Raw genomic sequence first — 25,878 nt, 5'->3', positions numbered from 1 at the left:
AGCCGAGGGGGTGGCCGCCATGTGGCGGCCACCCCCTCGCGGCGTGCTCGCGCTTCGGACTTCAGACGAGGACAGTGGCCTGGTAGCCCGCACGCTCGACCGCCGCGATCAGCGTCGACGGGTCCGTGGAGCCTTCGTCGGTGAGGTGGACGGTGGAGCGGCCCTTGCGTACATCGGTACGAGCGGACCGTACGCCCGGCACGTCTTCCAGCTCGTCGTCGACGAGCAGACCGCAGCTCGCGCAGTGCATCCCGTCGACCTTGAGGACGACATGGGGGCCGCTCTGCTCCGAACGGGCCATGCCCCGCAGCCATTTCATGCCGCGCCCTCCTTGAAGTCGATCGCGCCGCCCTGCATGCCCATGGCGCAGGAGAACAGCAGCTTGCCGGGCTTTCGGGTGCCCAGGTCGATGCGGGTGTCGCCGTCGCGTTTGGCGATCTCCTGGACGCCGAGCTCGGGGATGGTGAAGGCGCGGGCGCAGCCGCCGGAGTCCTTACCGCGCAGGATCAGGGTGGTGGGCGCCCCGGCCCGGGCGGTGAAGCCGGTGGGTTCGTAGAAGTCGGTGACGGTCAGGACGATGGTCTGCTTCCCGGCGGCGTCGATGGTGACCGGTCCTTGCAGGGCAGGCATGTTGGGCTTGGCGGACCTGCCCGGCTGCGGTTCCGCCGCGGCGGCGGGAGTGGTGGTGTCCACCGTCGTGTACCAGCCGCCGGCCTGGAGTCCGGAGACCGCCGTCCAGAGCGCGACGGCGAGCACCACCAGGCCGGTGACGATGCCGAGCCGCCCGGAGAACGCCTGCCCGGCCTGGCGGAAGACGTAGCCGAGGACAGCGAACAGCGGGGCCGTACCGAGGACGAACCCGGCCATCACCGCGGCCCCGGCTACCGCCGAGCCGGAGGTGATGGCGACCAGCTCGACGGAGAGCGTCACCCCGCAGGGGATGAGGACGGTGGCGAAGCCGAGCAGGGCGGGGGCGAGCTTGGCACCGGACTTGGACTTGCGCCGCACCAGTTGCCCGAAGGCGGCGGGCGGCCGGGGCACCAGCCGGGCCACCGCCTTGACCCCCATCAGGTCCAGGGCGAACAGCAGCATCACGAGCGCGGCAGCGATGAGCAGGACCGCCCGGGTGCGGGGGCTGGGCTGCAGTGCGGCGCCGAAGACGCCGAGCAGAGTGCCGAGGAGGGTGTGGGAGAGGAGCTTTCCGGCGAGGAAGGCGCCGACCGGGGCCAGGGGTTCGGTGGCCTGCTGCCGGGTGGTCGCGCCGCGTGCGCGTCGAGGGGTGTGCGGGGCGGTGCGGCGGCCGACTGCGCCGGCGAGCAGACCGCCTTGTACGGCGGCGCAGGAGGCGCCTCCGGCCAGCAGACCGGTGCCGGCGCTGGTGAGGAAGAGGGCGAGCGTCGAGGCCATGCGTGAGGTTCTCCGTCGGGAATCGGGAGGAGGGCACGCGCGCATGACGGCGTGCCGGGCTGATCGGGCATCCGGTTCCGCCGGTCGGCGACCGGCGGACGGGGTGCGATCAGGTCCGGCTCACGCACAGCCTGTCGAGATCGGGGCCCTCACGAGAGGCGGGGGACGGCGGCGCCCGCTCCACGCCGACCCGTCCGGCCACCTCGTCCGCGGCCGTCGAGGGAGTGCGCGCGGCAAGCGGCAACGGGACGCTCGCCGGACGCGCCGGACGGTGCTGGGCGGACGGCTGGCAGTCCATGACCATGTCGTCCATGGGGCACGAGGGCTCGGCCCTCTCTCCGGCGTCTGCTTGATCCGTCGCGTTCTGCGGCATCGTCGACGTCATGGGCATCGCGTCCATGGACCTGGTGTCCGTGGGGACGGCCATGGCGGGCTGCGCGAGGGCCGTGGTGCACAGGGCCAGAGCAAGAACGGCCAGCAGCCCGGCCCATCGCCGGGCCAAAAGCGGTTGAACGCGCATCCTGGCCATGGCACGGGATGCTAGCCCGCGCCGACGCCCCAGCCTGGGCATTCCGCGATCAGAACGCTGGCTGGTAGCCCGCGACCCAGTACCGCAGCAGCCCGGTGAAGTAGGCCCACAGGCCGCTGACCTGCAGAATTCCGACGATCACCAGCATCGCGCCACCGAACCGCATCACCGTGCGGGCGTTGCGGCGGGCGAACCCGAATGCGTGCAGCGCGCGGCGGAAGCCGAGGGCGGCGATGAGGAAGGGCAGGCCCAGGCCGACGCTGTAGACGAAGGCGAGCAGCGCGCCGCGTCCGGCGCTGCCGGTGGTGAAGGACAGGCTCATCACGGCGGCGAGGGTGGGGCCGATGCACGGGGTCCAGCCCAGCCCGAACATCACCCCGAGCAGCGGGGCCCCGGCGAGGCCGGCCCGCGGGTGGTAGCTGACGCGGAAGGTGCGTCCGGCGAGCGGGATGCGCTCGAAGGCGCCGAGGAAGAGCAGGCCGAGCAGGATCGTCAGGGTGCCGAGGATCCGGGTGATGAGGTCCTGGTGTTCCAGGAGCGTGTTGCCGGCATAGCCGAGCGCGGCCCCGTAGCTGGCGAAGAGGACGGAGAAGCCGAGGATGAACAGCGCCGTCCCGGCGACCATGCGGCCCCGGCTCTCCCGGCCCGCCTGGACGTCAGCCGCCGACATGCCCGTGGCGTACGAGAGGTAGCCGGGCACCAGCGGCAGGCAGCAGGGGGAGAAGAACGACACCGCGCCGGCCAGCAGGGCCAGCGGCGCGGCCAGCAGCAGCGGCCCGTCGGCGACGAGGTCGGGTATGGCGGCACTCAAGGACAGCCTCCAGAACGGGGCACGAAGGATCGGTGGCGCCGCGCTGGGCGCCCCCGCGACAATACTCCTAACCTGGTTAGGTGAAGTGGAGGGGCCTCCCTTCGCCGCGACCGAGGAGGACGTCATGGCCAAAGCCGCCGTGTCGCACCCGCTGTTCGCCCGGATCTACCCCCGCATCAACGCCTTCGCCGAGGCCCACGGCTCCGTCGAACACCGCCAGGAGATGCTGGCCGGTATCCACGGGCGGGTGATCGAGATCGGCGCGGGCCTGGGCTCGAACTTCGTCCACTACCCGGCGGAGGTGGAGCAGGTCGTTGCGGTCGAGCCGGAGGCGAGGCTGCGCGCGGTCGCCGAGCAGGCCGCCGCGAACGCCGCCGTACCGGTGGAGGTGCGAGCGGGCCGCGCCGAGGAGCTGCCGGCGGACGACGACAGCTTCGACGTGGCGGTGTTCTCGCTGGTGCTGTGCACCATCACGGACGTGCCGGCCGCACTCGCCGAGGCTCGGCGCGTTCTCAAGCCGGGCGGGGAGCTGCGCTTCTACGAGCATGTGCGCTCCGACAACCCGCGCTTCTTCCGGCTGCAGCGGATCGTCAACCCGCTGTGGCGCACCCTGGGTGGCGGCTGCAACGTCACCCGCGACACCGAACGGGCCATCCAGGCAGCCGGCTTCACCGTCAAGGAGGTCCGCCGCTTCGTCTTCCGGATCAACGGGCGGGCCAATCCCGGTTCCCCGTCGATCATCGGGACCGCCCGGCCGTCCACCTAGGCCGCTTAGGATGTCGACAGGGCAGGGGTTCGGTCCGGGAGGAGGACGTATGGCGCAGTTCGGTGAGCTGGAGGCCGCGATCATGGATGCGGTGTGGGATGCGGGCAGGCCGCTGCGTGTCCGCGAGGTCCTCGACCGCCTCGGCCGGGACCCGGAGCCCGCCTACAACACGGTGCACACGGTCACCGAGATCCTGTTCCGCAAGGGCTGGCTGTCGAAGGAGAAGGACGGCCGGGCCTACCGGTACGGGGCCACCAGAAGCCGCGAGGAGTACGTCGCCGGGCTGCTGGACGAGGCCCTGTCCGTGGCGGGGAACCGCACCGCGACGCTGGCCCGGTTCGTGCAGCAGATGCAGCCGGGCGAGGCCGAGGAGCTGCACCGGCTGCTCGGCCAGGCCGTGGCCAGGGAGGTGTCGGAGTGATCGTCGCCGCCGTCCTCTTCGCGTACGCCGTCCTGCTGTGCACCCTGGCACCCCGACTGCTGCGCGGGGCGGGCTGGGCCGAGCGGGCACCCCGGCTGGGCATCGTGGTCTGGCAGGTGCTGGGTGCCTCGGCGCTCACCGCCGCCGTCCTGGCCGGGCTCGCCCTGACCGTACCCACCGTGCGCGTCAGCGCCGACCTCGCCGCGGTGCTGCAGGCGTGCGTGATGGCGCTGACCGCGCAATACGCCTCACCGGGCGGAGCCGCCGCCGGGGCGGCCGGAGCCGCCCTGGCCCTGGCCGTGCTGGGCAGGGTGGCCTGGTGCGCGGGCTCGGCCCTCCTGCGCATCCGCCGTGAACGCCGGGAACACCGCGACGTTCTCGACATGGTCGGCCGCGCCGACCCCGTACGCGGGGTGGTCATCCTCGACCACGACGAGCCCGCCGCCTACTGCCTGCCCGGCCGCCACCGCCGCACCGTCATCACCACCGGCGCCCTGCACACCCTGGACGACGACCAGCTCACGGCCGTCCTCGCCCACGAGCACGCCCACCAGGCCGAGCGGCACGACGCCGTGCTGACCTGGGCGCAGACGCTCGCCCGCGCCTTCCCCCGGATCCCCCTGTTCCGTATCGCTGAGGCGGAGATCGCCCGGCTGGTGGAGATGCGCGCCGACGATGTGGCCGCCGGCCGCTCCGGACGGCTGACCACCGCCGCCGCGCTGCTCGCGGTCGCCGGCGGACACACTCCGGCCGTGGCCCTCGCGGCGGGCGGCTCCACCGCCGCCCGCCGGGTACGCCGCCTCATCGAGCCGCATCACCCGCTGAGCCGCCTCCGCGTCGCGGCGGGTTCGCTGACGGCTGCCGTGGCGCTCGCCGTGCCGCTGCTGGTCGTCGGCGGCCCTGCGGCGGCCGCGACGCAGCTGAACTACTGCCCGGACGGCACGCCCGCCGCCCAGGTCACCACCATGCGCTGACCAGCACCGCAAGCCTCTGTCTGGACACCACCACAGCCGTTGACCTAATCTCCTTAGGAGTTCAGGTTTCGGTGAGGAGAGGCGTCGTCCGCATGGGAGAGCTGCTGTTCGGCACCACGCTGCTGGCGTCGTTCCTCGGCGGAGTGGTGGCACTGCTCGCGCCCTGCTGTGTGTCGGTGATGCTGCCCGCGTACCTGGCGACCGGGTTCCGCCGCCGCACCGGGATCCTGGCCGCGACGCTGGTGTTCGCCGCCGGGGTGGCTACGGTGATCGTGCCGATCGGGCTCGGCGCCACGGCCCTCGTCTCGCTGATCTCCGGTCACCACCTGCTGGTGTTCTCGATCGGCGGTTCGGCGATGGCGGTCGGCGGGATCGCCCTGCTGGCCGGGTGGAAGCCGCAGCTGCCGATGATCGCGGGCCGGGCCCCGTCCGGGCACGGCTTCGGCTCGGTCTACGGGCTCGGCGTGTTCTCCGGCGCGGCCAGCTCCTGCTGCGCGCCGGTCCTCGCCGGGGTAGCGGTTCTCTCCGGTGCCGCCGCCTCCTTCCCCGCCGCGCTCGCCGTGTCACTGACGTACGTGGCCGGGATGGTCGCCCCGCTGTGCCTGCTCGCCCTGGTCTGGGACCGCCGCGACTGGAGTGCCGGCCGCCTGCTCCAGGGCCGGCAGGTCACCCTGCGCCTCGGCCGGCTGCGGCGGCGGATGCCGCTGGGCAGCGCCGCCTCCGGCATCCTGCTCATCGCGATGGGCGCGCTCACCCTCGTCCAGGCCGTGCGCGGCCCCGACATGGCCTCGGGCGGCTGGCGCGTGCGGGTCGCCGCTGATCTGCAGCACGCCGCGTCCGTGGTCACCAAGGCCCTGGGCTGGCTGCCCGGCTGGGCCCTGGCGCTCATCCTCGTCGCGCTCGCCGCCTTCCTGCTCCGGCAGGCGCGCGCCCACCTGACCGCTCCCGCCCGGCGTTTCCCCGGCGCCGCGGCGGGGGCTTCCCCCGCCGACTGCTGTGACGCACCGCAGCCGCCCGCCATGACCGTCCCCACCTCCGCCGGAGAGGACCGCCCCGCATGAGCACCACCAGCAAGAAGAGGCCACCGCTGCGGCGGCCCGACGCCGTGATTGCCGCCACGCAGCAAGCCAGGCGACGCCGCCTGACATGGATCATCCGTTCGGCGGTTGCCGCGATTGCGCTGGTCGTGCTGTACGTGGTCTTCTCCACCTCTCCGGCCAAGAACACCTCCAGCAGCGCGACGTCGTACGACGTCGGCAGCCCCGGCATCGGCAAGACCGCCCCCGCGTTCACGCTCGCCGCGTCCACCGGCAAGCAGGTCAGCCTGAGCGATTTCCGAGGCAAGAACGTGCTGCTGTACTTCCAGGAGGGCCTGACCTGCCAGCCCTGCTGGGACCAGATGGCGGCCCTGGAGAAGTCCGCCGCCGAGGTCAAGGCCGCCGGCATCGACCAGGTCGTATCCATCACCACCGACCCCGCCGACCTGATCACCCGCAAGACCCGCGACATGAGCCTCGCCACGCCGGTGCTGTCCGACCCGGGCCTGAAGGTCTCCAAGGAGTACGGGGCCAACCAGTACGGGATGATGGGCACCTCGCGCGACGGCCACAGCTTCCTGCTGGTCGGGCCGGACGGCACGATCCGCTGGCGCGCCGACTACGGCGGCGCCCCCGATTACACGATGTACGTCGCCGTCGACAAGCTCCTCGCCGACCTCAAGGGCGGGGTGAAGTCGTGATCGCGCTCACGCTCCTCACCCAAGCGGACTGTGCGTGGTGCGACCGCGCGAAGCAGCTCTTGGCCGAGGCCGATGCGGATGTCGAGGTCACCGAGGTGTCGCTGGACACCGACGAGGGCCGCGAACTGGCTGGCCGCCACCGGCTGCTGTTCGCCCCCGGCCTCCTCCACGACGACCGGCTCATCGCGTACGGGCGCCTCTCCGAGCGTGCCCTGCGCCGCGAACTGTCCCGCCTCTCCCATTTCTGAAGGAGCGTCCGCCATGGACCAGCTGCTGTACATACTTCCGGCCCTCGCGTGCCCCGTCGGCATGGGCCTGATGATGTGGTTCATGATGCGCCCCAAGCACGGCGCCCAGACCCAGCCCGGCACGGACGCCGACAGCCAGGAACTGCTGCGCTTGCGCAAGGAGATTGATGCCCTGCGCGCCGACCGCGCCCCGCAGGACGACCCGCGCCAGGACCACCCGTCATGACCGGCATCTGGCTCCCCCTCGCGGCCACCGTCCTCGCCGTCGCCCTGACCTGGTGGTGCTGCGTCCGCCCGATGGTCCGCAACCGCTCCTGCCACAGCGCGCCCGATCCCGGGCTGCAGGAGGAGCTGCGCGCCGCCCGCGAGGAGCTCCGGCGCCTGCGTGGCGAGACCACCCCGCCGCCCGACCCGACTGACAGACCGGAGACCCTTAACCGGTGACCGTCCTCGCACCAGCCCTCCGACGCCCCGCCGCCGCGCTCCTCGCCGTGGCCTCGCTCGTCCTGGCCGTCCTGCTGGGCACCGCCGGCCCGGCCTCCGCGCACGCCACGCTGCTGTTCACCAGCCCGGCCGCGGACGCCACGGTCCCGGACTCCCCGACCTCGCTGGTCCTCGTCTTCGACCAGCCCGTCGGCGTCGGCAGCTCCGCCCTACGCCTCACGCCCGCGGCCGGGCTCGGCAAGCCGACCCGCAGCCAGGGCGGACGGACCCTCACTCTCCCCGTGCGCGGCAAGCTCGCCGAGGGCGTCCACACCGTCGACTGGCAGGTCACCGCCCAGGACGGCGACATCATGACCGGCAGCTACCGCTTCGCCATCGGCCCGCGCTCTGTCGCCCTCACCTCCGGCCAGAGCACCGCCGCCAAGGACCCCGTCCCCACCACGATCCTGCGCTGGCTGCTGTTCACCGCCCTGGCCTTGCTTCTCGGCGAGGCCACGCTCAGCCGACTCGCCGCCCGCGTCCCCGATGCCCCGGCCCGGCGGCCGCGTTCCTGGGCCCTGCCCGCCGCCCTCGTCGGCTGCGCGGCCGCCCTCGGCCTGACCGCGCTGGTGATCGGCGACGGCTCCCTGCGGTCCGCGATCGACACCCGCCCCGGCGTGCTGTCGCTGATCGAGGTGGCCGGCTTCGCCTTGGCGGCCGTGGCCGTTGCCGTACGCCGGCGGCGGGCCTGGGCTGTCGTTCCGCTGGCCGCGGTGGTCGTCGCGGAGGCGCTGCGCGCGCACCCGCAGGCCGAACAGGCCGTCGCCGGACCGGTGCTGACCTTCGTCCACCTCGCGGCCGCCGCCCTGTGGACGGGCGCCCTGGTCCAGGTGCTGCGCACGATGCTGGCCTGGCGGGGCGAGCGCGCTGCCTCCCGCAAGCTGCTGCTCGCGTATGCCCGGCTCGCCGCGTGGCTGTTCGCGGCCGTCGTCACCACCGGCGTCATCGCCGCCCTGCTGCTGGTCCCGCTCGACGACGTCTTCACCACCGCCTACGGTCAGGTCCTCCTCGTCAAAACCGGCGTGGTCGCGCTGGTCGCCGCCCTCGCCTACACGGCACGGCGCCGCCTGCACCGTACGGCCGGCAGGCTCCCGTACCGCCCGGCGCGCCTCGAAGCATCCGTGCTGGCCGTGGTCCTGGCCCTGTCCGCCACCCTCACCATTCTGCGCGCGCCCGCGGACACCAACCGCCCCCTGTCCTTCGCACCCCCGACCACCGGCCGGGTCGTGTCCGCCGGCACCCGCGCCGGGGAGATCGGCATCAGCGCCCGCGCCAGCACCGGCCAGCTCATCGTCGAACTGACCGCACCCCAGGCCGGCGACACCTCGAAGCAGCCGTACGGCCTGTCCGCCACCCTCGCCGATCCGCGCGGCACCCGCCGAGCCCTCAAGCTCCGCGGCTGCGGCACCGGCTGCTTCTACACCCCGCTCACCTGGCGCAAGGGCACCAGCCACCTCACCCTGACCGCCTCCGCGGGCGAGGAATGGGCCGGTGGCCGCGCGGGCCTGGCCATCACCTGGCCCTCCCGCCCCGACGCCGCCCTGCTGCGCGAGACGGTCGCCGCGATGAAGAAGGCACCCCGCTTCACCCTGCACGAGCTGGTCACCAGCAACACCGCGCGCGGACTGGGCGACCTCAAGCAGCTCCCCATCAGCGGCAAGGCGTTCCTGGCCGCCGAGCCGTATGGCAGCGGCACCGCCCCGGTCACCACCCGGCTGCCCGACGAGAACGGCCACCGCCGCCTCGCCCTGGCCTACCCGGCCGAGCACACCCAGCTGGATCTCACCCTCGACGAGACCGGCCGGATCCTGCACGAGACGCTCACCGCGCCCAACCACCTGGTCACCCGCACCTTCGTCTACCCGGAGCCGGAGGAGGAGGGCCATGAGCACTGACCGCACGAACCGGGCCGAAAGTATGATCACAGGTAGCACTTAGCATCACCGTGATGAGCAGCCGGACGCAGCGCAGGCACCGCGGCGCGTGGTGGACCACGCCGGTCGCGGCGCTCTGCCCCGCCCTGGCCGTGCTGCTCGCGGCGCTCGTGATGTGCCTGGGCTACACGGCGCACAACGCCAGCGACCAGGCTGCCGCCCCCATGACCACGATGTCGGCCACGGCGGCCCAGACGACCCCCTCCGCGACACACCACATCAAGGCGATCGCGCACCAGGCCGACTGCCCGGCCGGTGACGTGTGCTGCGACCCGGTCGCCCACGGCGTACGAGCCGTGCTCGCCGCGCCCACCCAACCGCCGCCAGCGATCCTGCCCCTCATTCCGAGCCCGCCGAGGCCGGACACCCCCTCGTGGTCGGCCGACCCCCCGCCCACCCGAGGCGCCCCCGATCTCCACGTCCTGCAGGTGCAACGGACCTGACCGGCATGCCGCGCACATACGCGCGACGGACATCCACCCACGCACCCCTGCACCCACCGCCGCCCGACGACACCGCGCGGCGGGGACAAGGACGTACCCCATGGCCAGGACCAGCAAGAAGCAGACCGCCGCCGACCGCAAGGCGCGCATCGAGGCGATGCGCCGCGCCGAGAAGGCCCGCGAGCGCAGAAACCGCATCATCACCATCACCCTCAGCACGGCCATAGTCGCCGCACTGGTCGGCTGGGGCGTGTACGCCATCAACAACGCCAACGAGAAGCAGGACCAGAAGGCCGCCGCCGCGGCGAAGCCGATCAGCGGCGAGAAGACCTGGGACGCCAAGAAGCTCGGCCGCACCCACGTCCAGACCAAGGTCAACTACCCGATGAACCCGCCCGTCGGCGGCAACCACGCCCCGGTCTGGATGACCTGCAACGGCAACGTCTACACCAAGGCCATCCCGAACGAGAACGCCGTCCACTCCCTCGAACACGGCGCAGTCTGGGTCACCTACAACGACAAGGCCACCGCCGCCGACATCAAGACCCTCGCCGGCAAGGTCTCCAAGACCCCGTACACGCTGATGAGCCCGGACAAGACCGAGTCCGGAACCATCATGCTGACCGCCTGGGGCCACCAGCTCAGCGTGAACACGGCCTCCGACCCGCGAGTCGATCAGTTCCTCACCAAGTACGTCCAGGGCCCGCAGACCCCCGAACCGGGCGCCGCCTGCACCAACGGACTGACCGCATCATGACCCACACGACCACCCCCACACACGCCGAGACGGACCTCGGCGACGGACACGACCGCAAGCCCACCCCGGGCCGGTGGCTGGTGGCCGCCGCGGCGGCGCTGATCGCCCTCGTCCTGGGCCTGTGGCTCCTGGCCGCGACCAGCAGCGAGGACACCAAGCCGGTCAGCGAGCCCACCGCCGCCTCCGCCGATGCCGGCTTCGCCCGTGACATGGCCGTCCACCACCAACAGGCCGTGGAGATGGCCTACATCGTCCGCGACCGCACCACCAACGACGAGGTACGGCGCCTCGCCTACGACATTGCCCAGACCCAGGCCAACCAACGCGGCATGCTGCTCGGCTGGCTCGACCTGTGGAACCTGCCCGTGACCTCCCCCGACGGCTACATGACCTGGATGCAAGAAGGTCACATGGGCCACCAGATCAAGGACGGCTCCCTCATGCCGGGCATGGCCACCAACACCCAACTCGACCAACTCGGCAAACTCACGGGCAAGCAGGCAGAGATTCTCTACCTCCAGCTGATGTACGACCACCACATGGGCGGCATCGACATGGCCCGCGCCTGCACCCAGCAGTGCACGGTCCCCCAGGAGCGGAAGCTGGCCCAGGGCATGGTCGACGCCCAGCAGTCGGAGATGAAGGTCATGACCGACCTACTGCGCGCCCGTGGGTCAACACCGCGGTGACGCCCCGTCCAAGGCCCGACCGAGGCACTCAGGATGCCACGTGGTCAGCCGCCACGGCTGTGGTTCACCGCTGGCTCATGGTGATGTAGGTGCCGTGCCAGGTGTGGTAACAGACCTGGCCGGTGCTGGAGTTGACCGACAGCATGCCGCTGATCTTCCCGTCCCGCATGGTGTGCAGCGTGTAGTAGCCGGGGTAGGACTCCGGGTCACCAGCAGTCAGCGTGCTGCCACGAGCACGCAGCCACTGCTGAGCGATGCTCTGGGCCTGAGCGGACGATATGCGGGCTGCGGTCTCCGGCCTGCTGGAGGCGATCGCCGCCCGCGCGCCGCACACCGGCACCGGCGTCGGCCCGCTCCGGCCGGCCGAGCAGACGAGGGTGGGGACTGCTGTGGACCTGTGGCGGGGCGCGCTCGCGGCCGACCTGCCGGCGGGAGCGCTGGCCGGTGCGGGCGCCTTCGCGGACGTGGCGGTCGAGGAGGCGGTGTGGCTGGAGTTGATGCGGGCGAGCGCCGAGCACTCCCCGCCCCTGACCGATGCCGACCTCGTCGCCGAACGCGCCGCGGCCCACCCCGAGCTTCACCCGCACGCTCGATGGTCCCGGCCAGCATCCCGTCCTCGCCCGTCATCAGGGCGCCAACTCCCGGGCCGGGGTCCGCGGTGGGACCTGCGCGACCAGGATGACGGAGAACTCTGCGAGAACCGTGCGGTAGTCCGAAGACGGTCCAGGGGATGCTCAACCAGGGCGACTTCGGAAACGCGCTGGGCTACTTCCTCGAGTCATTCGGGCCGTCGACACCTGACGAGAAGATAGCGAACGGCCACATCCCAGGACTTTGAGAATTGCGCGCCACTTCGGAGAATCTGAGTGAGTGGAACACCGGGATATCAGCGAAGAACTGAGAGCCGCTCTGCATCGGGAACGTGCTCGGCGACGAGAACCTACACAGGTTCATCAATTTCATCGAAGCGGCCTACATCGCGCCGGTGAACGAGGCACAGTCGACCTGGCAGGAACTGCTCGTTCGAACTGTTGGGTGGCCGTCCCACTCCTTCGACGGCCGCCACCGCACGCGACCACACAGAGGAGGCACAAGACGTGAACACATGGACTTGACAGGGAAACGTGCAGCTGCCCGCACTGCCAGAAGCTCGGAGGCGGGCCGATGATGTGGTGGGCCGGCTTCGCTCCGGACGGTGTCACCTGGACCAACGGGGTCGAGCCGACCTGGTTCGAGACGTTCCCGGGCGAGGCCAAGCGCGGATTCTGCCCGGACTGCGGCAGCCGCCTCGCGGCGATCGACAGCGACGTCCCCGAGCTCGGCATCGTCGTCACGGCCCTGGACAACACCAGCGGAGCCGACCTCGTCCCCGTCAACCAGTCCTTCCGCGACAACAACGTGCGCTGGCTGCCCCAGGTCCCAGACACCCAGAAGAAGAGCCCCGTCGGCTGACACCCGCGAGACCTCCGGGGGCCGGCAGCCTGACCTGCCGGCCCCCGGACCCCGCCCCTCCTGGGCTCGTCTGCGCCGCGTCCGTCTCGCCGTTCGACCCGCCCAGCACCAGACCCAGGAGGGCTCATCGTGCTCATCCCGCACGCCACCAGCGAGTACGGCGCCCTGCGCCACGTCGCTCTGCGTTACGCCGGCGATGTCACCCCCGACCTCGACGGTCCCGACGTCCATCCCGTCCTGGCCCGCCAGAAGACCACCAGTTCCTGGAGGCCGTACGACCCGGCCACCGTCCGCGCCCAGCAGGACACCCTGATCGACCTGCTGCGCAGCCGCGGCACGGAGGTGACCCTCCTCGACGCGGCGCCGGGCTGCCCGGTCCAGCACTACCCCCGCGACATCGCCTTCGTCATCGACCACGTCCTGGTCATGGCACGCCTGAACTCGGTTCACCGCCTCCCGGAGGCTGACGCGCTCACCGCGCTCATGACCGAGGCCCCGCACGTCGTTCATCTCGACGAGGGCACCATCGAGGGCGGTGACGTTATCCTCCACACCGACACCGTCCTGGTCGGCCTCGGTGAGGAGACATCCCCCAAGGGCGTCACGGCGCTGCAACAGGCTCTGTCCCACCACGGCGTCGCCCGCGAAGTGCGCCCGGTCCGCTTCGCCGTCGACGGCATCGTCCACCTGGACGACCACTTCACCATCGTCGCCCCCGACACCGCCCTCATCCACCGCGCCGTCTTCCCGCCCGCCGAACTGCGCTGGTTCGAGCTGCACTTCGACCTCATCGACGTCCACGACGACGAAGCCCGTGCTGTGCAGGCCAACGTCCTGGCGCTCGCGCCGGGAACCGTGATCATCGCCGTCGGCAGCGACCGCATCGCCGCGCAGCTCGCTGGCCGCGGACTCGAGGTCCTGGCCGTCGACTACTCCGAGGTCACCCGCATCCCCGGCTCGCTTCGCTGCACCACTCTGCCGCTGACCCGCGCCTGATCCACTCCATCCCCCGCCCGGCGCCCGCCTGCCGTCCCGCCGCGCGGCCATCCGCCCCGACTCCCGGAGCTGCCGTGTCCGATTCGCTGCTGCCCGTGCTCCTCGCCGTCCCGGTCGTGGTCCTCGCCTGCCAGGTAGGCGGGAGCGCCGTACGGCTATTCGGCCAGCCGCCGGTCATCGGCGAAGTCCTGGCCGGGATCCTGCTCGGACCCTCGCTGCTCGGCTGGCTCGCCCCCAGCGTCCAGCACCATCTCTTGCCGCCCTCGGTCCTGCCCATCACCTCCGCCCTGGGCAACCTGGGCCTTTTAACGTTCCTCTTCCTGATCGGACTGGAACTCGACCTCCGTACCCTGGGCACCAGCCGAGGCGCGGTCGCCGCCGTCAGCCTCAGCGGCGTCCTGCTCCCCATGGCCCTCGGCGCCGGCCTGGCCGCGGCGCTCTACCCGCACTTCGCCCCCGACGGGGTCGGCCGGCTGCCGTTCACCCTGTTCGTCGCCGTCGCCGTGAGCATCACGGCCTTCCCGGTCCTCGCACGGATCCTCGCTGACAGAGGCATGGAGACCACGCCCCTGGGTGCCTTCGCCCTGGCCTGCGCCGCCACCGACGACGCTCTCGCCTGGTGCCTGCTCACCGCGGTCGTCGCCCTGTCCACCTCCGGCACCGCCCTGTCGGCCCTGACCACCCTCGCCCTGACCGCTGCCTTCGCCGCCGGCCTCACCGCCCTGCGCCCGGCACTGCGCGCCCTGCTCGAACGCGCCGGCCGCACTTCCGACGACCTCGTCCTGGTCCTGCTTTTCGCCGGACTGTGCCTCAGCGCCTACACCACCGACCAGATCGGCGTGCACCCCGCCTTCGGCGCCTTCCTGTTCGGCGCATGCGCGCCCCGGGGCCTCCGGGCCGTCGAGCGCAGCGCCGCCCGCATCCGCGCTGTCGTCCTTCCCCTCTTGCTGCCGCTGTTCTTCGTCGACACCGGCCTGCACACCGACCTCTCCACACTGCCGGCCGGACAGTGGGGCTGGGGAGCGGCGATCCTGGGCATCGCCGTCATCGGCAAATGGGGCGGCGCTGCCGGCGCAGCGCGGCTCACCGGCTTCGACTGGCGCTGGTCGGCCGCCGTCGGCACGCTCATGAACTGCCGCGGCCTGACCGAACTCGTCGTGCTCGGCATCGGCATCCAGATCGGCGTCATCAGCGAGCCCCTGTTCACCCTCCTGGTGGTCATGACCGTCATCACCACCGCAGCCACCGCCCCGATACTCAGGCGCGTTGCCGGCGACGACCCGAGGATGACCCCGTCGGCCCCGCACGCCGAATCCGAGCGTGACCCCGCCCGAGAGGCCACGGGATGACCCCGCCTCCGAACCCGGTTCTGGAAGCCGTCCTCAGTCGGCGCAGTACCCCCCGCTTGACCGAGCCCGCGCCCGGCCGCCACGACCTGGAGCGCCTCGTCCAGGCCGCGGCCACCGCACCCGACCACGGGCGACTCCACCCATGGCGGCTGATCGCGGTGACCGGCGACGAGCGGGCCCGACTCGGTGAGGTGCTCGGCGAAGCCGCCGCGCCGGAGCAGGCCCGGCGCGCCGCCGCGAAGCCTCTACGCGCCCCGCTGCTCCTGTCGATCGTGCACTGCCCTGTACCCGACCATCCGAAGGTTCCCGACTGGGAGCAGCTGGCCGCCACCACCGGCATGGTCACCATGCTGTCGCTGCTCCTGCACAGCCACGGCTGGGCATCGATCTGGCGCACCGGGTCCGCAATCCAGGCCCCCCAGGTCCGCAAGTACCTCGGCGTCGCCGATGGGGAGCAGCTGCTGGGCTGGCTGTACGTCGGCACCCGCTGTACGCCCGGCACTTCCGCTGAACGGCCTCCGCTCGACACCACGGTCAAGATCACCTGGCCCGACGATGCGAGCGGCTGAGCCTCCCGCCAGCACTCGGACACGCAGACCAGGCCCGACAGCTCCTGCGGGCGCCAGACCGAACCCTGCTGAGCACCACCGTGAAAGGCCGACCATGCACAACATCCACCAAATCGAGACACACGGGCGCCCCGTACGCGTGAGCGTGGACCCCGAACCCGAGCAGGAAGGACGTCCCGCCCTGTGGCCGAGCGTGGGGGAGTACCCCATCTACGACCCGTTCCTCTACACGACCATGACCACCGACGACGAACGCAACAAGCGCTTTCGCACGGCACTGTCCCACCTCGCCCCAAACAGGCGCATATTGGACATCGGGACTGGACAAGACCTTCTCTGGGCGCGCGAAGGAGTCCAGGCGGGCGCCCGGCACGCTGTGGCCATCGAGGTCATTGAGGACGCGTTCCACAAGGCGGCGGCAAACCTGTCGGCCTTCGACCCACAGGACCGGATCACGCTCCTGCACGGCCAGTCGACCAACCTCCAGTTCGCGCCCAGAGCCGATGTCTGCGTCGCGGAGATCATCGGCTCCCTGGCGGGCGCCGAAGGCGCGGCGGCCGTCCTGACCGATGCCCGGAGCCGCCTCTTGGCGCCCGGGGGACTCGTGGTGCCCCACCGCGCGGAGACCCTGGCCGCAGCAGCCTGCCTGTCCGATCTGCTTCCCGAGCAGCCGGTGGCGTTCGCCGAGGCATCCCTTCCGTACCTACGGAGCATCTTCGACTGGCACGGCACGCCCTTCGACGTGCGGCTCAGGGTCGAAAACCCCTCTATCGGGGCGCTGCTCTCCGAAGGCGTGCCCGTCGAGGTGCTCGACTTCAACGGCGATCTGCGGACGGAGCAGCGCAGGACAACGCGCTTGGTCATCACGCGGCCCGGCCGCGTGGACGGCGTGCTCACATGGCTCAATCTCTGGTGCCTGCCGGACGAAGAGCCACTGGATGCCCTGCACATGAAGACGAACTGGGCCACCATCTACCTGCCGCTCTTCGACAGCCCCAGGCCCGTCGCTCCTGGAGACGTCCTGGAACTCACTTTCGCGGCCGCTCTCAGCGACGACGGGGTTCATCCGGACTATCAACTCAGTGCCGCACTGCACACCCCGAAGGGAGAAGGCCACCACGGCTCCCTGGAATCCCCGCACCACGGCGGTCCCTTCAGGGCCCACTGGATTTACCGGAGCCTGTTCCCGACAAGCTGACAGACGCCCAGGGCAGGCGGGTTTCGCAGCCGGGTCAGAGCACGACGTGGCGGCCTCTGGCCTCGGATGCGTACAGCACAGGTCAGAAGCCGCGTAGCGGCTCGCCTGCCTTCAAGTGGTCGAGACGTTCGGAGAGCCGCCGGCTCATCAGGTGTTGGGACGCCTGGGAGGCGCGCTTCGAGGCAGTCGCGTGCTCAGCCGAGTCGCCGCGCAGCCGGGCCAGCTCGGCCTCGGTGATCAGGAGTTCAACCGTGTCCCGTGTCCGGTCCGACGGAAGGGCCGACGCCTCCTTCAGGGCCTGTACCCCCTGTTCGGCCAGCCCTGCCACGGCGAATGCCCATGCCGCCTGCCCCTCCAACTCGCGCAGGTCGAACCACTCCAGCCAGGTCGGGCCGGTGCTGCTCTGAGCGCGGGCGAAGAACTCGCGGGCACGCTTCACCGCAGCCACGACATGGTCTGTCTGCTCGTTCAGCGCCCATGCTCGCGCTTCGGTCACGCACGCGTAGGCCCTGACGAGGGGAGGCGTCCCCTCGGCCGCCAGGACAGCACTGCGGGCGTGCGCGAGGACGTCGGCCCGCCCGCCCTGGGTTGCAGCCAGTCGGGCTTGGTGGATGTGGACCCGGGTGATGCGGGCGCGGTCGCCGATCGCCTGGGCGAGCCGCATCGCCTGAAGGTCGTATCGCTGGGCCAGGCCGGGGAGCTGGTCGTCGTAGGCCATCGACGCCATCGCGAGTACCGCGTCCACCACGCTGCCGTACAGCCGGCGCCCGGTCCGCGCGGAGAAGCTCCCGTTCAACATCGGCGTGGCGTGCGTGTCCATCATCGACGCGAACACCCCGCGGAACTTGCCCCCGCCGTGCTGCGAGTCCAGCCTTCCGTACAACCTGGTCTGCTCGTCAAGCAGGTCGATGTCCGCCGCCGTGACCTTGTGCCGTCCCTGGCCACCGATAACGGCGTCCGCCGGCATCACGAGTGCCTCCCGCGACGCAGGACCGAACACGCTCGGAGAGAACGCGCTCTTGACCACGTTGCGCCTGCGCATGGCATCCAAGGCCCACAGCTTGGAGAGCATGCGCACGGCGTGGGGGACGTCCAAGTACTCCAACGACTGTGCCGCGACCAGGCCGGTGTCAGACGGCCAGCCCAAGCTCTCCGGCGTCACGACCCGGTTCAGCGCTGCCGACAGCACGTAACATGCGGCGGCTGCCAGGTCGTCGCCGGGCGTCGCGCCCTTGCACCACCGCGAGACGGTGCTCGTGACCACCGAATAGGGCAGACGGATCGCTTCGCACCGTGCGCCGATCCGGCGGGCGAAGCCGCTCATCGACCAGTCCAGCATCTCAAGGTGCTTGAGTAAGACCTCGTTGCGCTCCGATCTCGGACTCATCGTCGCGCCGCCCATCCCGGTGGGGACAGGAAGAGAACCGGAGCGTCGACGGCTGGGCCCCGTGCGCCCGGGTGCCTCGGCTTGCTGCGGCTTCGGCGGGCCTGTGGGCCGACGCTCTCCAGGACCAGCGTTGTCCGGCTGACGGTCATCGCTGGTCCTTCGAGATACGGCGGATGACGAGAGGTGAAGGAGTGCCGATCGCCGGCCAGGTGCCCCGGGTCGCCGACAGCAGCGGATCCTGCTGCCCGGTCCGCCCACCGATCGGGTCCGTCTCGCCCGTTGCGGGCTCGGGATGCTGGTCGTATATCGAGACGTGACGGAGAAAGGCGTGGATGGCGGACGGCGCGTACCCGAAGTACTTGCCGCGCTCTGCGTCGTCCCAGGGCTGTCGAGGGCCCCAGTCGACGGTGTGACAGGTGTCGAAGTAGACCGACAGGCCGAGCCGGATACGCGGAAAGCCAGGTCGACCCCGAAGGGCCGCCCAGACACGCACGGCGTCGGTCACGGTGCCCACGGACAGGTAGCCACCCCTGCGGGTGCCGCCGACGGGCACCGCGAGGAGCACGTCGCCGTCCACCTTCACACCGACCGCGCAGTCGAGGAGGTCCGGTTCGGCAAGGCGCTGCCGGAACCAGGTGTAGTCCTCGGCACACCCCTGGGGCGAGGGACGGCAGAGCGGCGCGGCAATGCGCGCGACCAGGGAGCGGGGCATGCGGAGCGTGTGCCTTCCGCCGTGGCCTTCGGTCATGCCGTGCGGCTGATCGGGTTGTTGAGGATGTTGGTGAGGGTGTCCCGGTCCAGGCGCACCACGACCGTGTGGTGGTCGGATAAGCCCTTCATATTGATGACCTCGACCTCGCGCACGGCAGGCAGGAGCTGCTTGCTGGCGTAGATCCGGTCGATGCGCGAGTCCGGCCCGTGCGTTTCGTAGGCGTCGACCGTCGGCGCGACTGCGGCGGTGTTGCCCGCGGTGGTGGCGAGGTGGCGGGCGACGTCCTGGAGGCCGGCGGTGCGCAGGGTGTCGTCCGGTCGGTCGTCCATCCGGCGCACGTTGTCCAGTCCGATGTAGGAGCGGTGCGCCCGGTGGGGCTTGTCGGGGATCTCCTCCAGGACGGGCAGGGCCGGATCCCCCGGGGTGCCGGGCACGGGGTAGCTGTTGTTGTCGCCGCCGAGCAGCGCCGGGTAGTGGACGCGCCGGCCGTCGACCTTGACCCATCTGTCGTTCCACTGGGTCAGCCGCTCGGCCTCCGACAGGCGCGTGGTGGTGGAGCCGTAGTTGAGGTGGTACGAGCCCACGATCAACGGGACCGCGCCAGGGGCTGTGCCAGCGAGCTGCAGGCTGCGCACGGTCGGCGGGAGCACCCACATGGGGCCGGTCTTCGGGAACTCGCCGACGGGGGTGAAGAGGTTGGTGTCGTGGTAGAGGGCGGTGCAGCACTCGGGGCCGATCAGTCCGGCCATGCCGAGCACGGCTTCGGCCGCGTCTGCGAGCGCGTTGCCGTCGTCCTGCGCGTTCCACACCTCCTGCCGCAGGAGCAGATGCAGGTCGAGCGACGCCAACTTGTCGTGCATCCGCTGCCACAGTGCGCGGTCGCCGCCGCCGTTGTTCTCGAAGTTGCAGATCGCCGCGTTGATGAGCATGGAGATTTCCCCCAGAGATAGAAGTGTCAGCGGGCAGGCGTGAGGACCTGGCGGAGGACGTTGAGGTCGAACCGCGCGACGAGCAGGGCGTGGTCGGACACCTCCCGCACCTCGTCGGTCGCCAGGACGTCGAAGCCGATGAGGGCCGGGGCGAGATCGGGGGTGCAGTACATGCGGTCGATGCGCTGAGCCGCCCCCTGGTCGGTGCGCTTCAGACTCGCCGTCGCCGCGAGCGCGCCGGGCCGGCCGAGGGTGGTGGCGGCGTGCAGGCCGAGATCGGTGAAGACCGGATCGCCGCCGGAGAGGATCTCATCCGGCCGGGTGTCCGAGACGCGGCAGCCGTCGCGCTCGATGGTGCGGTGCTGGTAGTGGACGCGGTCCGCGACTTTGTCCCAGTCCGGGAGCGCCACGGACTCCAGCGCCGTCTGGTGCGGGTAGCTGTTGGCGTCCATCCCGACGAGGGCGCTCCGGCCGTGGTCGGCGAGCGTGGTGAGCCGCCTCGCCTCGGTCGCGCGCATGTCCGGGTCGAAGTGGCACAGGTGGGCCGACGCCAGATCCAGTGACTTCGGACACCCCTTGAGGCGGACACGGGGATTGCAGATCGGCTTCCACGCCAGGTCGTGCTCGAACTCGCCGTCGACGAGGAACAGGGCGGGATCGACCATCACGCCGACGGGGTTGCGGCTGCGCCCCTCGCGTGGCGCGGCCATAAACGGCGTGAGGCCGCCGAGCCGGTTGGCCTCGGCGTACAGGTCGGCCTTCCCCCGGTCCCACGCGCCTGTCAGCTCCTGGCGCAGCACGATGTGCGGTTCGATGGCGGCGAGGATGTCGCGGGCCAGGTCGCGGTGGTCGTCGCCTCCGCTCGGGCCGCGGCCGTTGTGCTCGATGTTCCAACAGACGACGCGCAGTTCATCGGTCACGTGTTGGTTCTCCTTGCTGACGGTCTCGACGGTGGACGGGCGCGGCGGCGCGGTTCACCGGTCGGGGGTGAGAGCTGCATCCGCCTGGGGCAGTTCGAGCGTGACGATGAACGGCAGGTGGTCGCTCAGGCCCCGGGCTTCCTCGGTATCGGGGACCTCGCACCCGGTGAGGGCAGGAGCGAGGTCCGGCGCGAGGAGGATGTGATCCGAGCGGTGGTCCCACCGCTCGGCGTCGCTCCAGTAGCCGGCCGTGCGTGGCACCGGGATGCCGAGCGCCGCGACAGGATCGATGAAGCCTGCGTGCACGAGCTTGGCCATCGCCAGGCGGTCACTGCCGCCGTAGCTGCCGTCGGCCAGTTGCGACCGGTGGCGGGAGTGCAGTTCGGCCGGAATGACTCCCCAGTCCTCCAGCTCCTCGTCGACGACACCTTGGACGTTCAGGTCTCCGGCCAGGACGACGCGCCGGCCGGCGGCGCCGTACTCGGTCAGCCAGTCGGCTTCGCGGGAGCGGCTGCTGCCGCTGAAGGGCGCCAGGTGAGTGTTGAGTACGGTGAGTTCGCGGCCATCCACGGTGAGGTGGGCCCGCGAGACGACGTGGTGGAAGGTGCCTTCTGCGACATCGGGGTGGAACGCCGTGCACCGCACGCGGGGCCACCGGTAGAGCGTGACCAGGTGGCAGTTGTGGCTATTCGACGGGGCGAACTGCGCCTGCATTCCAAGAAGTTCGGCGAAGTCGAGCATGCGGGCGTAGCCGCCCTCGTCCCACCTCTTCGCCTCCTGCAGGCACAGGACGTCCAGGTTCTGCGCCCGCAGGAACTCCGCCTGGGCGCGCCAGCGTTCACCGCCGCCATTGAGCAGGTTGTACGTACCCAGCCGCACGGTGATGGTCATGCCGCACCGCCGGCAGCCGCCGGGTGGCGGCCGCGGACCGACGCGGCGTGCCGGTTGTCGTGCGGCTGATACATCGCTGCAGACCGGTGCAGGATGGTGCGCATCTGCGCGAAGTCGAACTCGGCACGCAGAGGCAGGTGGTCGGACAGCCGGCGCAATTCAGGGCTGTCGCAGACGGTGAAGCTGGTCAGGGCTGGGGCGAGTTCCGCGCTGAGGTATCCGCGGTCGATGCAGTACCTGGGGCCTTTCGGTCGGCCGGGGTGGTCGCGGTAGCCGGAGCTGGGGGCCAGAGCTTCGGGCTGATCGAGGTGCTCGGCGGCGTGGCGTGCCATCTCGACGTAGCCGGCCGCCAGCAGTTCACGGTCGGGGCGCACGTCTGTGTGCCGCCGGCCGGCGCAGTCGTAGGTGCGGTTGGCGACGAAGGCGTGGTCGGTGTAGTCGTCCCAGCGGATGTCCGTGCCGACGCGATAGCTGTTCCAGTCGCCGAAGATCATGGCCAGCCAGCCGGGTTTGGCGAGAGTGGTGCACCAGCGGGACTCGGTCAGGCGGTGCTCGGGCGACCAGTAGCAGGTGTGCATGCTGACGGCGCTGATCTGCCGGGGGCTGAGGGTGCCGTCAGCGTCGCGGAGGCGGACGGCGAGGTTCGCCGGCGCGTGCCAGGGTGCCCATGCCTGCGGGTATTCCTCCGTGCACACCAGCGGTCCATCGCGGCGGACGAAGATCGCGTTGTCGTTGGAGCTGCCGGGTCGCGGGACAGCGATATGGCCGTCCATGTCCAGGAGTTCCGACACCCGGGCGAGCTGGTCCGGTTGGACTTCCTGTTGGAAGAAGATGTCGGGGCGCTGCTCCTGGACCCAGCGGGCGCCCGCTTCGAGGTTGATGCCCTTCTCCAGATTCCAGTTCAGAACGGTGATCGATTCGTTCATGCCGCGCACCTCTCGGGCAAGGAGAAGGGGATCGGGTCCGCTGTAGCGGAGGTCGATAAGGAGCCGAGCGGCCCGTGGCGCTCGCGGAGGTGCCGGGCCTGCTCGGCGTAGGGGGGCAGGTCAGCGCCGGCCCTTCGGGTGTCGAGCTGCGCGAGGTCGGCGATCGGGTGCGGCTGGAGCTGCCCATCAGAGCGGTACCAGTGCTGGGTGGCGTACAGCTGGGGCTGTCTGGCGTTGACGAGGCAGCGGTCGTGCAGGTGGGCCAGCTGGGCACGAGTGGCGTCACCCGCTGTTACGGCCACTTGGAGCAGTCGCAGAAGCCTCTGCTGGAAAGCCGGGTCGTGGTCGCAGTGCACCGCAATTCTCACGGCCGCCTGGCAGGCGTCCTGGCCCACCGTCCGGTGTCCCGGCCACTGCCTGAGACTCTCCACGATCCGGTGCAGCGCCACAGCGTTGTCCTGCTGCGCCTTCTGGGTGGCCGCGAGGGCATCTGCTGCCATGCGGACGCGTTCCGGCCCGGGCGTGCGCCACTGCTCTCTGGTGATTTCCACGCGGCTCAGCAGTTCGGCAGCGAACGCGGCGTGACTCGGGCTCGACTCGTACGGCTCGCTCACGGTGTCACCGGCCTGGAGGGTCCTGCCGACCAACGGCCGCGCTTTGTGGAGCCAGTCTGCCCGTGGCGGCACTGAGCCCGCGCAAGCGGAGTCATGGTGGGGGATGAGGGGGTGTTGAAGCTGGCGAAGGGCCCTATGTCGCGGAACCCCGGGGGCGGCACGCGGACCGTGAGCAGAAGACGTGTCAGCTGCAGCGACACCCGTAGCCAGAGGTCACCGCTCAGGGAGAACCGGGTCTTCACGGCACCGCCCCCTCTGGAGTGGACGGCCCCGCCGTGCCGCCGCAGTGCCCGACCGCCTTTCGGCCTGTCCGGCAGGGTCACCTTGCTCATGAAGCGGGCTCCTTCTCCGCGGACACTGCGGGCAGTACGGGGATCTCCGTGGTGATGAAGGCGTCGAGACTGTCCGCGCGGCACGCATCTGCGGTCAGCAGGACGACCCGTCCGTCGGGCGGGCCCGCCGACCGGTGACGGTTCCACCCGCACTCGTCCACCAGATGACCGATGAGGCGCTCGCCGGCGGAATCGCGGTCGTGGCGAAGAGGGACCGTGCACGCCACCCGGGTGTAGTCACACAGGGCGGCGTAATGGCGGGCCCAGATCGTCAGGAGCCAGCCGATCCTGTAGCCGACGCCTGGGGCGGCAGCGGCGCAGGACAACGCCAGTGTCGGCTGAGCGGTGTCGGAGTCCGTCCACGGCGGCGCGGCCAGAGCGGTCCGATCGAGTTGGAGGCAGGCGACGAAGGCGTTGTCGTCGGTGTCTACAAGGACGGCCATCTCGCGCTCGTCGCGCAAGGAATCGAGTATCGGCCGGGCGCTCTCCGCGGGCAGCTCGCGCTCTCGGCGCCAAGTCATGACCTGGGCGCTGAGCACTTCGTATTCGGTACGTCCGTCCAGGTGACGGATCAGGTACGGAGGTGTGGTGGGGTGCACGGAGCTTCCGGCGGAATGAGGGCTTGGCGCAGGCCCGAGGAGGGTGCCGGGTGCACCTATGGAGGCGTTGTTGGTCACCGGCTGGCCCTGGGGCGCGGGGCGGCGCGGCGCGGGGTGCTGGTGAGGCCGGACGGAGCGGTGAGCGCGCCGTTGAGCAGCTCGGCGTGGGTGTAGCCGGCGCCGGGCGGGGTGTGCCAGTGCAGGTCGGTGCCGGCGGTGACTTGTGCGGCGGGGATCGTGAGGCGGGTGCCGGGCCGCAGAAGGCGTATCCCGTGACGGGCCCACGGCCCGGGGCGGACGGTGTCGGGGTCGAGGAGGATGTGCCAGCTGCCGCTGTAGGGGTCGGCGAGCACCGGCCCGTGCCCACCGGCGGCCTGTAGTAAGGCGATCAGCGGAGGTGCGAGGGTTGCCGGGAGCCGTACGGCGTCGAAGTGCTCGCCGCACCCCCAGGTACGTAGGCCGCCAGGCGGCGGTACCCACGGCGGCAAGGTGAGGGACGGGGATTCGTACGGGGAGGACGTCAAGCGCATCAATGTGTCCTTGTGGGATCGGGGCTGCAGGAGCGCAGCAGCGACAGCGCGTGGAGGTTCTCGGAGCGGGTTTGGGCGGACGAGGTGAAGCGCCGTCATAGCGCCTTCACCGCCGGGGGCCCGACTGCGTGCGGATCGTAGATCGCCTCTGTCAGCGCGGGTCTGGCGTGGGCGCGCAGCCGCAGACGGACGACGCGTTCACCGGTCGGACTCCGACTGGTCGGCGATCGGGTCTCCCACCCGAGGTCGCACAGGTACTTCAGTAACCACTGGGCTGCCTCATCGGCGGCTCCGGGCTGGCACGGAACATCGCACCAGATCCACATCAGCCGGCTGTTGGCCGCGTAATCGGCAAGCCACAGGGTCATCATCCGTCCGACCTGGCTCGACCCGGCCGTCACCGGGTCAAGGGAGACCAGAAGTCCCGGATCGCGGCCGTCGGCGCCCCAGTGCCGCATATCCGGATCTCTGTGCAGGACAAGAGCGCCGACGAGGATGCCGCCCTCGTAGAACCCAAGGGCGCCGGCTTCCCGGAGAAGGGCATTGGCGCGATCGGCGGAGACGGTTATGCCCTGTCCAGCGAGCAGGTGGGCGCGGTCTGTGGCCAGGGCCGCGGCTTCAGCGCGAGCGGCGTCGGTGTTGATCGGCAGCACCTCGTATACGGGCGCCGTGGGCCTACGGCCCGTCGGAGATTGTCGCCGGTCGCCGTCATGGAAGCTGCCCTGGGCGCTCATCGGGCGGGCTCCGCCGTAGCCGTTGCTTCGGTCTCGGGCTGAGTGTCCGAGGTGCCGAGAATGCCCCACGTGTGTGCCAGCCCGACCAGGTGGGTTGCGTTGCGGGCGTTCCCTTTGTCCACGGTGGCGTCGATTTCGGCGCGCACGTCGTCGGCCGGCACACCGATGGCATTCCCGATGTCGGCGTTGAGGGTGTGCTTGGCGATGGCCCGTATGACCGTCACTTCGTGCTTGGTGAACGCCGGAACCGTCCCGCTGCCGGCCGGTGGGGGAACCTCCCGGGCGGCGAGAAGGGTGTGGACGAGGACGGCGCGCGAAGATCCCGGGCAGCCCATCTTCTTGCGGGCCGCACCGAGGTGGCTGGCCACGCCATCCACGGACAGGCAGACCTGGCTGGCGATCGCCTTGTTGGACACGCCGTAGACGAGTCGCGCGGCGACGCGCCGCTGGTCAGCAGTGAGGGTCGTGGCGGGCAGGGCGGTGGTCATGTGGAGTCCTGGGTCGGCGATGTTGTGTGACGAACGCGGGGTGGTGGAGGTG

At 71.0% G+C, this 25,878-nt stretch carries 33 protein-coding genes; 17 read left to right on the top strand and 16 right to left on the bottom strand.

The genetic code is table 11. The features are described from left to right. Positions 1-61: 61 nt before the first annotated feature. From SMIR_RS42370 to SMIR_RS42355, 4 genes are all read right to left on the bottom strand, one after another. Entirely contained in the window at positions 62-319 is a 258-nt protein-coding gene (locus tag SMIR_RS42370) for a heavy-metal-associated domain-containing protein (RefSeq protein ID WP_249938713.1), read from the bottom strand. Next, complete coding sequence (locus SMIR_RS42365) at positions 316-1,407, bottom strand: urease accessory protein UreH domain-containing protein (RefSeq protein WP_212728783.1); 1,092 nt, start codon at positions 1,405-1,407, stop codon at positions 316-318. Before SMIR_RS42365 ends, SMIR_RS42370 begins: the two co-directional genes overlap by 4 nt. Before the next feature lie 109 nt (positions 1,408-1,516). Then, positions 1,517-1,927, bottom strand: coding sequence for a hypothetical protein (locus SMIR_RS42360; protein WP_212728782.1), 411 nt, complete (start codon positions 1,925-1,927; stop codon positions 1,517-1,519). 58 nt (positions 1,928-1,985) lie between these two features. Further along, entirely contained in the window at positions 1,986-2,753 is a 768-nt protein-coding gene (locus SMIR_RS42355) for a cytochrome c biogenesis CcdA family protein (protein ID WP_249938739.1), read from the bottom strand. 118 nt (positions 2,754-2,871) lie between these two features. Between SMIR_RS42355 and SMIR_RS42350 the strand changes: the two genes are divergently transcribed. The 12 genes from SMIR_RS42350 to SMIR_RS42295 all read left to right on the top strand — a co-directional run bounded on the left by SMIR_RS42350 (position 2,872) and on the right by SMIR_RS42295 (position 11,200). Beyond that, positions 2,872-3,513, top strand: a complete 642-nt coding sequence (locus SMIR_RS42350; RefSeq protein WP_212728780.1) for a class I SAM-dependent methyltransferase — start codon at positions 2,872-2,874, stop codon at positions 3,511-3,513. A gap of 49 nt (positions 3,514-3,562) precedes the next feature. Beyond that, positions 3,563-3,934 carry a BlaI/MecI/CopY family transcriptional regulator gene (locus tag SMIR_RS42345; protein WP_212728779.1) on the top strand — a complete coding sequence of 124 codons (372 nt, stop codon included), beginning with the start codon at positions 3,563-3,565 and terminating at the stop codon, positions 3,932-3,934. Further along, positions 3,931-4,908, top strand: coding sequence for a M56 family metallopeptidase (locus SMIR_RS42340; RefSeq protein ID WP_212728778.1), 978 nt, complete (start codon positions 3,931-3,933; stop codon positions 4,906-4,908). The genes SMIR_RS42345 and SMIR_RS42340 overlap by 4 nt, the downstream gene beginning before the upstream one ends. Positions 4,909-5,000: 92 nt before the next feature. After that, the gene (locus tag SMIR_RS42335) at positions 5,001-5,969 is read left to right on the top strand and encodes a cytochrome c biogenesis CcdA family protein (RefSeq protein WP_212728777.1); all 969 of its coding nucleotides are present in this window, start codon (positions 5,001-5,003) and stop codon (positions 5,967-5,969) included. Beyond that, complete coding sequence (locus tag SMIR_RS42330; RefSeq protein ID WP_212728776.1) at positions 5,966-6,646, top strand: peroxiredoxin family protein; 681 nt, start codon at positions 5,966-5,968, stop codon at positions 6,644-6,646. The genes SMIR_RS42335 and SMIR_RS42330 overlap by 4 nt, the downstream gene beginning before the upstream one ends. Further along, positions 6,643-6,894, top strand: coding sequence for a glutaredoxin family protein (locus SMIR_RS42325; RefSeq protein ID WP_212728775.1), 252 nt, complete (start codon positions 6,643-6,645; stop codon positions 6,892-6,894). The genes SMIR_RS42330 and SMIR_RS42325 overlap by 4 nt, the downstream gene beginning before the upstream one ends. Before the next feature lie 13 nt (positions 6,895-6,907). Continuing rightward, positions 6,908-7,120, top strand: coding sequence for a hypothetical protein (locus SMIR_RS42320; protein ID WP_212728774.1), 213 nt, complete (start codon positions 6,908-6,910; stop codon positions 7,118-7,120). Continuing rightward, positions 7,117-7,338, top strand: a complete 222-nt coding sequence (locus SMIR_RS42315) for a hypothetical protein (RefSeq protein ID WP_212728773.1) — start codon at positions 7,117-7,119, stop codon at positions 7,336-7,338. Before SMIR_RS42320 ends, SMIR_RS42315 begins: the two co-directional genes overlap by 4 nt. Beyond that, on the top strand, positions 7,335-9,272 hold the full coding sequence (locus tag SMIR_RS42310; RefSeq protein ID WP_212728772.1) for a copper resistance CopC/CopD family protein: 1,938 nt from the start codon (positions 7,335-7,337) through the stop codon (positions 9,270-9,272). Before SMIR_RS42315 ends, SMIR_RS42310 begins: the two co-directional genes overlap by 4 nt. Positions 9,273-9,325: 53 nt before the next feature. Next, a complete protein-coding gene (locus SMIR_RS42305; RefSeq protein WP_212728771.1) occupies positions 9,326-9,754 on the top strand; it encodes a hypothetical protein in 429 nt (142 codons plus the stop codon). A gap of 100 nt (positions 9,755-9,854) precedes the next feature. Further along, on the top strand, positions 9,855-10,511 hold the full coding sequence (locus SMIR_RS42300) for a thioredoxin-like domain-containing protein (RefSeq protein WP_212728770.1): 657 nt from the start codon (positions 9,855-9,857) through the stop codon (positions 10,509-10,511). After that, positions 10,508-11,200, top strand: a complete 693-nt coding sequence (locus SMIR_RS42295) for a DUF305 domain-containing protein (protein WP_212728769.1) — start codon at positions 10,508-10,510, stop codon at positions 11,198-11,200. The genes SMIR_RS42300 and SMIR_RS42295 overlap by 4 nt, the downstream gene beginning before the upstream one ends. A gap of 64 nt (positions 11,201-11,264) precedes the next feature. Here the strand turns inward: SMIR_RS42295 and SMIR_RS42290 are convergent, their stop codons facing one another. Then, positions 11,265-11,534 carry a hypothetical protein gene (locus tag SMIR_RS42290; RefSeq protein WP_212728768.1) on the bottom strand — a complete coding sequence of 90 codons (270 nt, stop codon included), beginning with the start codon at positions 11,532-11,534 and terminating at the stop codon, positions 11,265-11,267. Between the two features lie 830 nt (positions 11,535-12,364). Between SMIR_RS42290 and SMIR_RS42285 the strand changes: the two genes are divergently transcribed. The 5 genes from SMIR_RS42285 (at position 12,365) to SMIR_RS42265 (ending at position 16,764) form a co-directional block, all read left to right on the top strand. After that, complete coding sequence (locus SMIR_RS42285) at positions 12,365-12,652, top strand: GFA family protein (protein ID WP_024127151.1); 288 nt, start codon at positions 12,365-12,367, stop codon at positions 12,650-12,652. A 129-nt stretch (positions 12,653-12,781) separates the two neighbouring features. After that, the gene (locus SMIR_RS42280) at positions 12,782-13,648 is read left to right on the top strand and encodes a dimethylarginine dimethylaminohydrolase family protein (protein ID WP_212728767.1); all 867 of its coding nucleotides are present in this window, start codon (positions 12,782-12,784) and stop codon (positions 13,646-13,648) included. Positions 13,649-13,722: 74 nt separating this feature from the next. Beyond that, complete coding sequence (locus tag SMIR_RS42275) at positions 13,723-14,997, top strand: cation:proton antiporter (RefSeq protein ID WP_024127150.1); 1,275 nt, start codon at positions 13,723-13,725, stop codon at positions 14,995-14,997. Next, entirely contained in the window at positions 14,994-15,566 is a 573-nt protein-coding gene (locus SMIR_RS42270) for a nitroreductase family protein (RefSeq protein ID WP_006378663.1), read from the top strand. The genes SMIR_RS42275 and SMIR_RS42270 overlap by 4 nt, the downstream gene beginning before the upstream one ends. Before the next feature lie 235 nt (positions 15,567-15,801). Then, positions 15,802-16,764: an SAM-dependent methyltransferase gene (locus tag SMIR_RS42265; protein WP_249938712.1), complete on the top strand. Its 963-nt coding sequence runs from the start codon at positions 15,802-15,804 to the stop codon at positions 16,762-16,764. Between the two features lie 82 nt (positions 16,765-16,846). Here SMIR_RS42265 and SMIR_RS42260 read toward each other — a convergent pair whose 3' ends face one another. The 11 genes from SMIR_RS42260 to SMIR_RS42210 form a co-directional block, all read right to left on the bottom strand. Next, positions 16,847-18,151 carry an NsdA family TPR-like regulatory protein gene (locus SMIR_RS42260; protein WP_024127148.1) on the bottom strand — a complete coding sequence of 435 codons (1,305 nt, stop codon included), beginning with the start codon at positions 18,149-18,151 and terminating at the stop codon, positions 16,847-16,849. Between the two features lie 145 nt (positions 18,152-18,296). After that, entirely contained in the window at positions 18,297-18,863 is a 567-nt protein-coding gene (locus tag SMIR_RS42255; protein ID WP_024127147.1) for a DUF6302 family protein, read from the bottom strand. A gap of 32 nt (positions 18,864-18,895) precedes the next feature. Continuing rightward, a complete protein-coding gene (locus SMIR_RS42250; protein ID WP_212728765.1) occupies positions 18,896-19,792 on the bottom strand; it encodes an exonuclease/endonuclease/phosphatase family protein in 897 nt (298 codons plus the stop codon). A gap of 26 nt (positions 19,793-19,818) precedes the next feature. Then, the gene (locus SMIR_RS42245) at positions 19,819-20,712 is read right to left on the bottom strand and encodes an endonuclease/exonuclease/phosphatase family protein (protein ID WP_212728764.1); all 894 of its coding nucleotides are present in this window, start codon (positions 20,710-20,712) and stop codon (positions 19,819-19,821) included. Positions 20,713-20,766: 54 nt separating this feature from the next. Further along, positions 20,767-21,603, bottom strand: a complete 837-nt coding sequence (locus tag SMIR_RS42240; protein WP_212728763.1) for an endonuclease/exonuclease/phosphatase family protein — start codon at positions 21,601-21,603, stop codon at positions 20,767-20,769. After that, positions 21,600-22,529, bottom strand: a complete 930-nt coding sequence (locus SMIR_RS42235; protein ID WP_103546306.1) for an endonuclease/exonuclease/phosphatase family protein — start codon at positions 22,527-22,529, stop codon at positions 21,600-21,602. Before SMIR_RS42235 ends, SMIR_RS42240 begins: the two co-directional genes overlap by 4 nt. After that, positions 22,526-23,143 (bottom strand): DUF6624 domain-containing protein, encoded by a 618-nt coding sequence (locus tag SMIR_RS42230; RefSeq protein WP_212728762.1) that lies wholly within the window; start codon positions 23,141-23,143, stop codon positions 22,526-22,528. The genes SMIR_RS42235 and SMIR_RS42230 overlap by 4 nt, the downstream gene beginning before the upstream one ends. A gap of 328 nt (positions 23,144-23,471) precedes the next feature. Further along, the gene (locus SMIR_RS42225) at positions 23,472-23,996 is read right to left on the bottom strand and encodes a hypothetical protein (RefSeq protein ID WP_249938711.1); all 525 of its coding nucleotides are present in this window, start codon (positions 23,994-23,996) and stop codon (positions 23,472-23,474) included. A gap of 152 nt (positions 23,997-24,148) precedes the next feature. Next, entirely contained in the window at positions 24,149-24,604 is a 456-nt protein-coding gene (locus SMIR_RS42220; protein ID WP_024127140.1) for a hypothetical protein, read from the bottom strand. 95 nt (positions 24,605-24,699) lie between these two features. Then, the gene (locus tag SMIR_RS42215; protein ID WP_212728760.1) at positions 24,700-25,338 is read right to left on the bottom strand and encodes a hypothetical protein; all 639 of its coding nucleotides are present in this window, start codon (positions 25,336-25,338) and stop codon (positions 24,700-24,702) included. Beyond that, positions 25,335-25,826 (bottom strand): LuxR C-terminal-related transcriptional regulator, encoded by a 492-nt coding sequence (locus tag SMIR_RS42210; protein WP_190148949.1) that lies wholly within the window; start codon positions 25,824-25,826, stop codon positions 25,335-25,337. Before SMIR_RS42210 ends, SMIR_RS42215 begins: the two co-directional genes overlap by 4 nt. Positions 25,827-25,878 lie beyond the last annotated feature (52 nt).

Source organism: Streptomyces mirabilis, from assembly GCF_018310535.1.
In the GTDB taxonomy this organism is placed as follows: Bacteria; Actinomycetota; Actinomycetes; order Streptomycetales; family Streptomycetaceae; genus Streptomyces.
This window is presented reverse-complemented; position numbering and strand designations above follow the sequence as displayed.